Origin of the sequence: Algoriphagus aquimarinus, from assembly GCF_900112005.1 — a bacterium.
Lineage (GTDB): Bacteria > Bacteroidota > Bacteroidia > Cytophagales > Cyclobacteriaceae > Algoriphagus > Algoriphagus aquimarinus.
In genome coordinates this window covers 1-12,983 of the sequence record NZ_FOKK01000009.1, presented here as the reverse complement: position 1 = coordinate 12,983, position 12,983 = coordinate 1, and the positions used below count along the sequence as shown (strand labels likewise).

Annotated in this window: 12 protein-coding genes; 9 read left to right on the top strand and 3 right to left on the bottom strand. The window is 39.5% G+C overall.

Translation table 11 applies throughout. The features are described from left to right. Positions 1-17 precede the first annotated feature (17 nt). Positions 18-2,519 carry a hypothetical protein gene (locus tag BM291_RS12680; RefSeq protein ID WP_139229093.1) on the bottom strand — a complete coding sequence of 834 codons (2,502 nt, stop codon included), beginning with the start codon at positions 2,517-2,519 and terminating at the stop codon, positions 18-20. A gap of 317 nt (positions 2,520-2,836) precedes the next feature. Between BM291_RS12680 and BM291_RS12675 the strand changes: the two genes are divergently transcribed. The 9 genes from BM291_RS12675 to BM291_RS12635 all read left to right on the top strand — a co-directional run bounded on the left by BM291_RS12675 (position 2,837) and on the right by BM291_RS12635 (position 8,443). Further along, positions 2,837-3,634 (top strand): sensor histidine kinase, encoded by a 798-nt coding sequence (locus BM291_RS12675; RefSeq protein WP_139229092.1) that lies wholly within the window; start codon positions 2,837-2,839, stop codon positions 3,632-3,634. Position 3,635: 1 nt separating this feature from the next. Next, positions 3,636-4,370 (top strand): LytR/AlgR family response regulator transcription factor, encoded by a 735-nt coding sequence (locus BM291_RS12670; RefSeq protein WP_092897976.1) that lies wholly within the window; start codon positions 3,636-3,638, stop codon positions 4,368-4,370. 104 nt (positions 4,371-4,474) lie between these two features. After that, positions 4,475-4,738: a hypothetical protein gene (locus BM291_RS12665; RefSeq protein WP_092897974.1), complete on the top strand. Its 264-nt coding sequence runs from the start codon at positions 4,475-4,477 to the stop codon at positions 4,736-4,738. 11 nt (positions 4,739-4,749) lie between these two features. After that, positions 4,750-5,451 carry a hypothetical protein gene (locus BM291_RS12660; RefSeq protein WP_092897972.1) on the top strand — a complete coding sequence of 234 codons (702 nt, stop codon included), beginning with the start codon at positions 4,750-4,752 and terminating at the stop codon, positions 5,449-5,451. Next, positions 5,448-6,107 carry a hypothetical protein gene (locus BM291_RS12655; RefSeq protein ID WP_092897970.1) on the top strand — a complete coding sequence of 220 codons (660 nt, stop codon included), beginning with the start codon at positions 5,448-5,450 and terminating at the stop codon, positions 6,105-6,107. The genes BM291_RS12660 and BM291_RS12655 overlap by 4 nt, the downstream gene beginning before the upstream one ends. 618 nt (positions 6,108-6,725) lie before the next feature. Next, positions 6,726-7,472 (top strand): hypothetical protein, encoded by a 747-nt coding sequence (locus BM291_RS12650; protein WP_092897968.1) that lies wholly within the window; start codon positions 6,726-6,728, stop codon positions 7,470-7,472. A gap of 1 nt (position 7,473) precedes the next feature. Further along, positions 7,474-7,902 (top strand): DUF5675 family protein, encoded by a 429-nt coding sequence (locus BM291_RS12645; protein ID WP_092897966.1) that lies wholly within the window; start codon positions 7,474-7,476, stop codon positions 7,900-7,902. Next, the gene (locus BM291_RS12640) at positions 7,878-8,093 is read left to right on the top strand and encodes a hypothetical protein (RefSeq protein ID WP_092897964.1); all 216 of its coding nucleotides are present in this window, start codon (positions 7,878-7,880) and stop codon (positions 8,091-8,093) included. Before BM291_RS12645 ends, BM291_RS12640 begins: the two co-directional genes overlap by 25 nt. A gap of 107 nt (positions 8,094-8,200) precedes the next feature. Next, complete coding sequence (locus tag BM291_RS12635; RefSeq protein WP_092897962.1) at positions 8,201-8,443, top strand: hypothetical protein; 243 nt, start codon at positions 8,201-8,203, stop codon at positions 8,441-8,443. Between the two features lie 19 nt (positions 8,444-8,462). Here the strand turns inward: BM291_RS12635 and BM291_RS12630 are convergent, their stop codons facing one another. After that, positions 8,463-8,735: a KilA-N domain-containing protein gene (locus tag BM291_RS12630; protein ID WP_092897960.1), complete on the bottom strand. Its 273-nt coding sequence runs from the start codon at positions 8,733-8,735 to the stop codon at positions 8,463-8,465. Between the two features lie 256 nt (positions 8,736-8,991). After that, positions 8,992-12,531, bottom strand: coding sequence for a chromosome segregation protein SMC (smc, locus tag BM291_RS12625; protein WP_092897958.1), 3,540 nt, complete (start codon positions 12,529-12,531; stop codon positions 8,992-8,994). Between the last annotated feature and the right edge of the window lie 452 nt (positions 12,532-12,983).

Below are 12,983 nucleotides of genomic sequence, written 5' to 3'. Positions count from 1 at the left end.
AGATATTTATAGATGTATTAATTATTAGCTCTAGTGAGATAAGTAGTGTACCCAAGTTGTAATTGTGCATAATTATTCTTGAAATCATCTAGCTCAGAATTAAATCTATATCTAAAGAATAATCTCCCTGTACTTTCCTTTTGTACATTAAGATATGCCAATAAAGTAAACCTCTGCAAACCATTATTTTCTTTGGAGGCATTAAAACTGCTGAAGTCATTATAACCATCTGTATTTCCTTTCTGAGTGAAAAACAATTCATCGGAAAGCAACCAGTTTAGCCCATAAGAAAACTCTATTCCAAATCGCTCATCACCATTGATTCTCCATAGTGCCTCCAGACTTGGCTGTATAGTATTGGTGAAGCTGCGTGGAAAATCATTTACCTCGGGCTCTTCCTCATTGGAAGCCAGATCTGTTCGGCCGAATCTGAATCCAGTGTTTAGAAGAAATGTGGATTTCCCATTAGGTATATCATAAAGAAATAGGTTGAAATCTGCACCTATACTGAATATTTCAAATTGCTTGAGCTGTAAAGAGGAAACTCCATATTCAGTAACTTCATCCTCACCTGTCCCGCTAGTAAATGATTTAACTTGTAGGTATTTGTTATTATTCTCGATTTTTGAGTAAATAAACTGTGGTTTGAAGAAATTGAACACCCCTACGTTTGATTGGTTGATTACAAGCCATCTAAAAGGTATCCATACGTAGGGTCTTTGAATTCTTTTAGTCAATAAAGGGATCTCCTTATCTATTTCTAGCTGGATCAGTCCATTTGGATTTTCTTCACTTATCCCAACGAAATCTGTGAAAACTTTTATCTGAAGAATTTCTTTGGAATCAGCTTTTTTAAATACTTGCTTGTTCTCATCAGGTAAATTAAATGAATAGGAACCGTCTTTTGGGGAATAGTCTTTTCGGTCTAGTTCCAGTTGTTCTGTTATGATGCTTGTAAGGTCACCAAGCTTCAGTTCAAAGTGCATTCCATTCTCATAACGCGCATACAGTTTGTAATTTCCAATTCTTTCAATATCTTTTTTTGCAGATATTCCAATAGGAAAATCATTGATGAACTTTAAGTGATAGATAGGAAGTTTTCTTGTTGGGTCTTTATCAATTATGGTTTTATGTTCAAAAACCGATGAGGTGCCATTAACTATAATATTTTCAAGATACCCTCTATTGATTTCTAGCTGGATTGATACAGGTGAGAACTGGTGTTTATTTGTTTTTATAAGCTGGTCTAATTGTTTAGAAACTTCTTTGTATTTAATTGATTTTAAGTTGTCAAGATCTTTGTTTTTGTTTATTATGATTTGATTAACAGATTCAATTTCTTGTTCAGAATTAGTTAGGAACTCTTTTTTTTGAGTTAATGTATCATTAGTATGGTTTATATTATTTTTTTCACTCTGTATCGAGGAGAGTGAAAGTGAGTATGATTCTAATTTAGTGTTTATGGCTTTTAACTTGTCTATGATATTTCTCAAGGTATTTTCTTCATTGGCAGAAATAATAATGACATTGTCAGATCTAGGTATTGGAAGTGATTCGTGATAGTTATCTATTTTATTCTTTAATCTTTTGATTTCTTCTATTTCTTCGAGTGTTTCTGTATTATAGGTAAGGTTTTCTAATTCATAATTTTCAAGCGAACTTGGTAATTTGGCTTTATAGCTTTTGATATTATTTTCATACTCATTGATTTTATTCTCCAAACGTAGGATCTCTGTATAAAACGTAGAGTTGTCGTTTACTAATCTGCCTTTTGTTTCATTGAGGATAGAAATCTCACTAGTGATATTGTCTATGGCATATTGATCCGGATAATTTTCAAGTTTCTTGTATACCTGGTTAGAGTAAGCGCTATAATACTGGTTGTTAATGGCCTTGTAAAGGGTCTCATATCTTAATGCTCTAGGTTTAATATTTGATGTTTTATTTACTTTTGCTATAAATGATTCATCAAAAATAATAGTTTCTATATCGGGATTCAGGGATTTATAATCGAATCCAAATGGATCAGATATAAAATCATCTTCGACGACCTGATCTGGAAATAACTCATTTATTAGATAGAAAATATCTTTTTTCTTTATGGCTTCAAAATAGGAATGATTATAGCCATAAACAGTCATGCTACCTCCGAAGATCATCTCCATAGCCTTACCTCCTTCTTCATTTTCTACCTGGAAGATATTTTGCTTTGAAAAATAGAAATAGTACTTCTCTAAATCAGCTTCAAGAATAGTCGTTAATTTCTTTTCCACTACAATTTGTTTCATGAGTTCTATGAAATTGCTCGAATTATTGTTGACAAGAGAAAAAGAACCAACCTCTACTTCAGGATTTTTCTGATCATAAATTTTATAGTTGAACTTGCCATTTTTAGTGCTGGCACTTAGCACATATCCCTTGTTTCCAGCGATATCAACTGATCCAAGATCTCTAGTATCTTGAGCCATACTCACTAGGGAGCAGCTTAGAAAAGTGAGTAATAGTAGTAGTAATTTCATAGCTCTAGTCTTTTAATAATGACCTTATTTGAGATCCTTGCTCTAAAACTAGAATACATAAATCTTGAAAAAACTATGAACTTGGAATTCGGATTGTCTCAGTTAGTAGCTGGCCGATATTTGAATTTATTCGGCAACCCACACTAAGTATTTTTAGTGGTTGTTTGGACAGGAAGAATAGCAATATTTTTCTTCCCGTATTTTTACTTAATCTAAATATTTAATATCTTCATAGACAGATGTTTGGTTAATTTTCTTGCTTGTTTTTAACAAATGTCTCAAGGTTTTTTATTTCTCAGCTTTTTACTTGAAATCAGGTGACTGTAACTTTTATCTATTCCTTTAACCAAATACAGAGTGATTTTTTGATGGCGGTGGTAATAGGTTTGCTTCCTGTTATACTTGCTTTCTCATTCATTATTTTCGTGGTTTATCGTTCAAGAAGAGAGGCTGACTTTAGAAAAAGAGAGGCCGAACTTAAACTGAAACAGGCAGAAGGAGAACTCAAGGCATTGAGAGCTCAGATAAATCCACATTTTATATTCAACTGCCTCAACTCAATACACCATTATATACAGCAGCAGGAGGCCAAAGAAGCAGGCATATATTTAATTAAGTTCTCTCAGATGATCCGATATGTATTGGAAAGCTCAGCAAAAAATTGGGTTTCCTTAGAGGATGAATTGGAAACCAATATTAATTACCTGCAACTTGAACAGCTTCGAAGTAATCACTCCTTCAGTTTTGATTTTTCTTGTGCTGAAGATATTATACCTTCTGATATTTTTATCCCTCCCATGCTTTTACAGCCTTTTTTGGAAAATGCGGTATGGCATGGGGCCAAGGCAAATGCAAAGATCCAATTGTTTATCTCATTTGAGAATGAAACCTATTTGAACTGCCAGATAAAAAATCTCGGAGACGGAACTACTGAGAAAATGTCTCACGATCTTTCCAATTTTGTAAAAAAGAGCTCTATGGGCTTGATGTTAATGGAGGAACGGTTTCAATCCTTAAATGAGTTGAGAGGATTTAAATCAGGTTTTGATATCTCGGACCTTGAGGGTGGAGGCAAAGCAGTTGGTATCCGTATGCCATACGAAAAAGAAGTATAGAATGAAGATAAGAGCCATCATAGTAGAAGATGATAAACACGCGCAAGATAACTTGATCGCTTATATCTCTCAGCAAAGTGATATAGAGTTGCTAGGGCTTGCATCAGACCTTACTGAGGCAGAAGAGTTATGCAATAGCCTCAACCCTGATTTGGTTTTCTGTGATGTCATGGTTCCGCCAGCGACTTCCTTCGATTGGTTGCTTCAGCGTAACGAGGTGCCCTTCGATTTGATATTCACCACCTCCTTCGAGGAGTTTGCTGTGAAAGCCTTTAGACTTGCTGCAGTGGATTACTTGATCAAGCCAATTGATCCAAATGAATTTAACTCAGCACTAAATAAGTATAGAAATAAAAATAGGGCTGAAGAAAGCCGGATCACACAATTATTGGCTAACCTGACAGGTCCCAAAACTAAGTCTAAAGTGGCCCTGCCAACCTTTACAGGTTATATTTTCGTGGAAATTGCTGATATAATTCGCTGTGAATCAGACAATACGTACACCACTTTTTTTCTAAAGGACAAACGCAAAATTCTTGTTTCCAGAACCCTTAAGGATGTAGAAGGTATGTTGGCTGACTACAGTTTTTGCAGGGTACATAATTCCCATTTGATCAATCTGGCTTATGTATCTGAATATTATAAAGGAGAAGGAGGGCAGGTGAAATTGAATGATGGTACCGTCGTAGACGTAGCGAGAAGAAGAAAGGAGGAGTTTTTAAGCCAACTTAAGTAAAAATTTAATTGAAATCGTCCAGATTCTTGTCGGATAATACCAGTTACTAAATATAGCTGGGAAGTAAAGTAGTTATTCACAAATCTTGGTGAAAGATAAGTGTTATGGATAGATTGATTGTATCTACATTCTCAGAGGAAGGAAGTATAGTTATATACTTGGACGAAGTGGAAATAAGTAAGCAAAGGGATCAAATAGAAATCAGCCTTGAATCAGGAAGTGAATATCTCCTTCACTGGTTTATCAAAGGCAAACCCAAATCTGTTTTTTCTATCACGGTTTCATCTCCTAGATCTGCTGAGTTTAACCTGACCAAGAGAATAGGGCTGGGGGGAAAAGAAATAGGAGGATATCATTTTAAACTTTAAATACGATTATTATGAGTAATTCAAACAACAAAACGCTTCCAATAAGTTATAGAGAAGCCGCAAACCATGTTATGGGTATGCCTAGAGCCCTAGATTTAGGTGCTTTTGGGGGAACTTTTAATGTAAATGAATTAAGGGTTTGGATTCAGGATCCTAATTTTAATGGCCTTATGTTTTGGTTTTGCTTAGAGGCTGTAGTTAATCATGTTTTTGTAGTAGTAGAACCTAGGTTTGGCAAATTTTACAATACCCCAGATTTGCATTCTTACATTCCACTTGCAAATGAATTAATAAAACCAGTTCAAATTTTGCCTAAGAATGTAAATGGAACCATGCTAATTGAAGATTGGCTTAAAAAAGGGGGATTAAAGGTGTCTGGGGCTAACACCTCAATCCCTAATAGTGAAATCGTAAAATGGGTGGATAATTTTAAGACTACCTATTCTTCGAGTGATTTGAATGAGTTTGGTTTTACTTACTTTATAAATCAGCATAAGGGTATTAGTTACATTTCAAATCTCATAAACTTTAAAGATGTACATTATATTAGATATGCTTTTGCATATGATACTAGTTGTAAGCCAAATAGCCTTCGACTGATTTTGTTTCCAGTTGGAGTTGATGGTGATAATATTGAAGTTCAATATTTAGAAGAGGAGTCTGGACTTCTTCAATATTCCTGGCCTCCAAAAACAGAAGAAGATCCTACATGAACTTAAATAGTATACCCATTCAAGAAATCTCAACCTGCGCAATCCTAGTTCCTCTAGTATTGGCAGCTTTTAAATTAAAAACAGGCGATTCCAAAATTCGTCTGTTTTTTCTGTTTCTCCTTTTTGGGGCTCTGGTGGATGGCTATGGTTGGTTCGTTTATAGTACAGATCAAAACCCCGTTTCACATAGTATTTTACAATACTGTTACCTCTTTTTTGAAGCCATCTTTTTTGTTTGGCTCTGCACAGAGTTTCTCAACTACAGTAAGGCTAAGGTTTTAAGAAGAGTTTTCTATGTCTTGCTTTTTAGTACATTTCTCTTTAAAGGATGGGTATTGTATTCAAATAATTGGGATCCTTCTTTAGCCTCAGAAACAAACTCATTTCTGGATGGTGTGTTTTTGATTTCTATTTCCTTTCTATCTGCATTTGCACTGCTACACATGGCAGAAAGGGAATATGACCTACTTCAATTTCCCTGGTTTTGGATTCTATCCGGTATGTTTTTCTATTGTTTCGGGACTTTTTTTATAGACATTATGGTACAATCAGGTTTGTTTATCAGTCTTTATAAACTCCGGAACTATGTCAATATCATTCAATATGGGTTTTTCACTGTTGGTATTATGAAGTTTAACCGAGTGAAGAAGATCTAGCAACCCCATTCTTGTCTATCCCTTTCTAGACTAAGGCTATTAGCAACTACTGCAATCCCCATATCTATCGGAATCTGACTATGCTTTTTTCTTTGCTGCCTTCTGACTGCTTTTCCAACTTCGTTATATTTTATATGTGTATTCGCTTGAATGCACGTACCAAAATAATATTTTGAATCCTTTCCCTTCGACTGCGCTCAGGGACCGAATTTAAGCGTAAAATCTAGGGAGAGGGAGAGAATGCGGCACTGCTGCATTCTCTCCCTCTCCCTTTAAGCCAAAATTGACCGGAGGCTGAGCGCCGGTTGGTGAGCTCGTCGAGCCAAGTCGAAGCCTGATTGAACATACGTGCAGATATACGAATACACATAATATTTTAATTGAGGAGTGTTTTATGATAATACATTATCACTTCTATTCCTCACGTGCATCCATACATGGGGCACAATAGTCATCATAACGAAGCCATTCAGAAATAAAACCAAAAATATGAATTCTACAGTTTTTTCTACCCATTTAAGAAAGAACTGCATATTTAGATCAGACCGCACATTCTATTGATAATCAGTGTAATAAAACTGAATTTCCCAGCATGTTTAACCTAAAACCCATATACATATGGCAAAACAAGCAGGAGTAATTACACTAAATGGTAGCGTAGGAAGACTGTCTTTCTACAAGTCAAAAGACGGGTATCTGGCCCGTGAAAAAGGAGGGGTGAGCAAGAGCCGCATCATGAACGATGCCCGCTTTGCACGTACCCGGGAGAACCTCAAGGAGTTTGCCGACAATGCTACCTCGGCAAAACTCTTCCGCGATGCACTGCGTCCGGTGATCGCCAAGATCGGAGACAGCAGACTGAGTCAGCGAATCACCCAGGTAATGATGAAGGTGTTGCAGTCTGACCTTGTCAATAACCGTGGAGAGCGAATGGTGAGAGCAGGGGACTGGACTTTGTTGAAAGACATGGAGCTGAATGCTGCAAGTTCTCTGGGAAGTACGCTCTTTTTGGAGATTACCTACACAGATTCTCCATCGGCATGGGCTGTGGCTATCCCGGCATTCGTTCCCACTGACTTTGTGGCCTTACCCAAAGGAGCTACCCATCTGAGAATTACAGCCACGGGCGTTGGGCTAGATTTCACAACTGGTGGTAGAGCAGTGCAAACCAGCGTATCGGATTTGCTGCCAGTGATAAATCCGTCTTTGGCAATTAGTCTTTCAGTGGATAAGGCATTGTTGCCAGGTACTCATCGAGCCTTTGTGCTAAGTGTGGAATTTGTTCAGATGGTCAATGGTAGCGAATACTCCATCAACAATGGAGCGCACAATGCTGCCAAGATCACTGGAGTAGAGCAAGTCTAAGATGAGACTGGTACTTCACCGTAAGTACAGAGCAACTCTTACCCTTGGGAGATTACTTCTTGGTCAAAAGCAGCTTTGCTTTACCCAGGAGCCTCCCAAGGCTTGCTTTGGAAAAGATATAGCATGTCTGGATGAAGGAGTCTATGAACTGGTAGCTATTCATTCCGAGGAAAGAGGCTGGGAGATAGGGATTGGCGATGGAGGCAAAATCTCCACCTATGTTGGTGATGAAAAGCTGGAATCCAATTCCATCTATCCTGTGACCAGCTACCGAGCTGATGGCACTCCACTATTCACCAAACTCGCATTTTTCAAGCTGATGGAAAGGCTGGAGCGAGAATGGGAGCGTGGGGAAATCGTAGAGTTGCAGATCGTATCAGAGCGAGTGCCTTATCTCCTGGAATCATGTCTGGAGCAGAGCTATTGCTGAGTTTGGCGGGAGTGGTGACGATGATGTTGCTTTCGGTGATTGCATACTTTCTGAAGTTGTTGATTGATGATACCCGACAGCTAAGTACAGAGGTGGCCAAACTGAAAGAGCTATTCTACCGGCTAGAGGCAGAGCAGGCTCTGCTAAAGAATGTGATGCAGCGCACTAGAAGCCCACCTTCTCGAAAGTAATCCGATATCAGATTAGACGACCAACATCTAACATCTGACTCCAGACACACGTTCGCCTTCCGCCGTGGCGGAACCAACAACTAATAACAAGCAACTAACAACTAAAAATGAACATACTAACTGAAATAAAAGACCGGGCATTAGCCCCTACACCGCCGTTTTTCCAGAAAGTGAAAAAGGCCGGATTGATCATCGCAGCTATTGGCACCGCAGTGCTGACAGCACCAGGATTGGTGCCTGCTGTATTGCTCGCCTACGCTGGATATGCCGTGACAGCCGGAACTGTCTTGGTCACCATCTCTCAATTAACCGTCGATGACGGAGCATTTGAGAAGCTGTTGATGAATTAACTAGAATCTATTGATAATATTAAACCGGAGGGGATTCCTCTCCGGTTTTTTTTGAAAGAAATTTTCTAAACCCGTCGAATTCGACGGGTTTAAAATTCGGATTATACATTGTTTCCCAAAACCCTAATAATTCTATCGTATTCCTATTTCGCAACCAGTTTTTAATTATATCGTCGGTATTCGCCCCGTCTTTATGCCTGGCAATGTCAGTCAAGGAAAGGTAATCTTCTTCATTTCCTTTAAAAATTGTAATCTCCGTTCCTTGCACGTTCATTTTCTTCCCTTTTGCCATAAAAAATTGGGTTAAACTAAAGTCAGGATAAGTACTTAAAATAAATATAATGAAACAGCCTTAACTCAACTATTTCAGATTTATTCCTAGAATACCCAGCTTCATTACAGGTTAGAATTGAAATTATTGACTAAGGCTACACCTTTCAATTACTTAGCATTATCAGTATATATAATAGTTGAGTTGGTCAAATTCAACAAGTTCAAATATCGAATTTCGAATGAAGAACATCGAATGTTGAATTTCAAATTTCAAATTACACCAACTCCCTTAAATCCACTGGAACTACTCTGGAAACTCCTGCTTCGATCATGGTTATCCCATAGATAATATCCGTGCTGGCCATGGTGCGCTTGTTATGCGTGACAATGATAAACTGAGACTCCGCGCTGAACTTCTGGATGATGGTATTGAACTTATCAATATTCGCGTCATCAAGCGGTGCATCTACTTCATCAAAAATACAGAAAGGTGCAGGCTTCAGCAGGTAGATGGAAAAGAGTAGGGAAGTGGCGGTCAGTGTCTTTTCCCCTCCAGAAAGCTGGTTGATGCTTAGTGGTCGCTTACCCTTTGGTTTGGCCAAGATCTCTATGGCTGATTCCAGCGGATTGCTAGGATCTACCAAAGTCAGATCACAGTCATCCTGCTCGGTAAATAGCGATCGGAATACCTTCACAAAGTTCTCCTTGATCTTGGCAAAAGCATCCAAAAATGTATCCTTGGCTACCTGGTCGATTTCCTTGATGGTAGTTAGAAGGGATTCCTTGGCTTTGATCAGATCTTCTTTCTGCGTAGTGATGAAGTCATAGCGAACCTTGATTTCATCGTAGGCTTCCATGGCCATTGGGTTGATCGGCCCGATTTTATCCAGTTTCTCCTTTTGCTTGCCTACCAGCTCTCGCAGTTTATCCTCTGCAAACTCTCGGAATTCCTCGTCTATCTCGGGGTTTTCCTCCATCAGCTCATCCAGGTTCAGCTCAAATTCCACACTGAGTCTTTCCTTCATTCCAGCCATTTTCAGCTTGACTTCATTCACTGCATTTTCCAGTTCATGAATCAGCTGATCGTAGCTTTCCTTGGATTTCTGTATGCTGCGGATCTTTTGATCCGTCTCATCGATCAGTCCTCGGGAAGCATAATAGTCCTTCTCCGCTTCCTGAACGCCTTTTTCTATGCCTTCTTTCTCTGAATACAATTCGATCAGTTCATCATCCTTGACCTCGTTATTGTCGAGCAGGGACTTCACTTCCGTATCCAACTGGGAAAGCTCGGTCTGAGATTTACCTATGCGTTCCTTCGAACCCTCATAAGCAGTTTGCTTGAATTCTATTTCCTGATCCAAACTAGTCACTCGGTTCAGGTGCTGATGATAGAGAATGTTCTCGGCATTGAAAGCCTGAGACTTCTCTGTAAGCGAAGCCGATTCCTTCTCATAGGATTCGTTCAGCTCTTCGAGTTCATCGTGCATGGCTTCGAACTCCGCTCGCTCATCAAAAAGCTGTGGCTGAATCTCAGTCAAACTCTCTTCTATGGAAGCAATTCTATCCAGAATATCCTCCCGCTTATTGGCATTGGAGCTAAGTAATTCGGCCAGTTGTTCCTTCTTGGTACGCACAGACACAAAGTCCTGATTGATGGCATTGATCTTATTCTGCCATTCCTCTAGCGTCTTTTTATAGCTGATTTCCTTCAGCTTCATCAGTTCAGACAGCTTGTTGTCCAGGTTGTTTCTGGTACTGCTGACCTTTTTATTCAGATCCTTGATTTCCTTGTCCAGCTTCTCCAGGTTCTTGGCTCTACCGATTCTTTTTCCTTCGAAAAGACCTACCGAACCACCGGAGATACTGAATTTCCGCTTGGTGTACTTACCGTTTTCGGAGATGAATACGGCTTCTGTATCCTGCGGAAAATCCCGGTGCTCACCTTGTACGATATAGACATTGTCCAAAATGAAATTGATCAATCTGGAGTACTTAACATCAAATTCTATGATCTCTGTAGCGGCGATGGCATTGGCGAAAAGCTTGTTTTGGCTGGACTTGAATCGCTCAAAATGCTCCAAAACAAAGAAATTGGCCTTGCCTCTGGCTGAATCACTCAAGAGCTGAATGGCAGAAATAGCCTGTGACTCCGTATCCACCACATAATAATTCATGTAGCTATCCAGGTAATTCTCTATGGTAACCCGGAATTTTTCGGAGGTGGTCAGCAAATCGGATAGGAGCGGCATGTCCTTACCCCAACTTTGATTTTTCTTCAGAAATTTGATGGCTTCAGGGAAACCTTCCAAGTTCTCCACCAGAGATTTGGTGAGGTTGTATTCGTTGGTTTTGGAGTCGAGTTTTCGGGAAGACTGTGTCAATTCCTCACGGATCATTTCTATCACCCGATTGGTTTCTTCAATCTTCTGATCCAGATCCTCCTGCTTGGTTTTTAACTCCTGATAGCCTTTAGTCGACTCATCAAGTTCGGCTTTAAGCGTGATTATTTTCTCCTCAAAATCCACCAAACTTGCTTCCTGAGAGGAATCATCTGATGAAGTTCGCTCCAGTTCCTGCTTGAGCGTAGAAAGCTGGATTTGCTTGATCTCTATGTCTTTGCTCAGCTGATAGACTTTCTCCTTGAGTGCTTCAAAGTTATGATTGATCGTCTTTTGTGCTTGTTGCTTTTCCGATTGGATTAATTTCTGGCTTTCGTATGTTTCCCGAAGTTCAGAAACGATCAGTTCCTTTTCGGCAAGCATCTTTTCGGCAGATTCTTTTTCCTGCTGTAAGGAGCGAATACTGAAGCCCGCACGATCGTTTGACTTACGGTCAGCATCTATCTGCTCCCGCAGTTTTTGAGATCTATCTTCCAAGAACCGCAGACGCTCATTCTTGATTTTTTTCTCAGATTCAAATGCTCTGATCTTATTTACATGCTCATTTAGTGCCTTTTGACGGCTGGAGAGCAGTTTTTCTTTTTGAATCAGCTCAGTTTTCAGTTGGCTGAGAAGGGCTTCCTGATCTGCTACCTGAGTTTGCAGTTGGAGTTTTTTATCTCCTTCTTCCTGAATTTTATGGTTGGCTTCTATGAGTGACTTGCTGTACTTCTCTATGCTTTTTTTCGCTAGATTGATACTTGCGACTTTATAGTCTTTTTTGATCTCAAAGTACTTGGAAGCTTGTTTGGCCTGCTTTTCCAGGCTTTTTAGATTCTTATCTATTTCAAAAAGCACATCTTCCACACGGTCCAGATCATCATCTGTATCCTGAAGTTTTCGAAGGGTTTCCTTCTTTCTGCTCTTAAACTTCGAGATTCCAGCGGCCTCCTCAAACAATTCCCGGCGTGAGTTATTCTTGTCATTCAGCAATTCATCGATCATCTTAAGCTCGATGATGGCGTAGCTGTTTGAGTTGATCCCCGTGTCCATGAAGAGATTCGTGATATCTTTCAGACGGCAGGTGACGCCATTGATCTGGTATTCGCTCTCACCGGATCTATAGTAGCGCCGGGTTACCGTGACATAGGTGTATTCTGTAGGGAGGAGGTTTTTGGTATTTTCAAACGTCAGGGATACTTCGGCAAGATTGGAAGGTTTACGGTTTTTTGTACCGTTGAAAATCACGTTTTCCATCTTATCGGAGCGGAGCAGGCGTGTTTTTTGCTCGCCAAGAACCCAACGGATAGCATCGACCACATTGGATTTTCCGCAGCCATTTGGCCCAACTACACCGGTGATTCCTTTGTCGAAGTTAATCACCATTTTATCCCCAAAACTCTTAAACCCTTTGATCTCCAGCTTACTGAGCAGCATTCGTTTGAATTTGTCTATTTAATCAAACAAAATAAGATCATTTGCGCCATTGTCCAAGGAATTGGGGGTTAGAGTGATCAGTTTTTAGGTGGCAGTGGGTGAGGAATTAAAAATTAGTTGTTTGTTGATGGTTGTTTGTTAGTCACTGTGATCAGAGTTCAATCACAGTGTTAGGAATCGGTAGCAGTTTTCAGTTGGTCAGGCTGAGCACTTGAGAGACGAGAGTCTCGAAATCTAAGGCTCTATTATTGTCCTCAACTCCACTCGGAATGACACAATTCTGTGATAGATGTTGATTGTTTAACCGCAGAGACGCCAAGGACGCAGAGTTTTTATCGCAGAGTCTTATTGTTTATAAAGGAATTTAAGCCTTAGCATTTTTCTTTGCGATCTTCGCGACTCTGCGGTTAAAAAGGATACTTACTTTGTGCTTTACCGATCGTGCCTTTGGC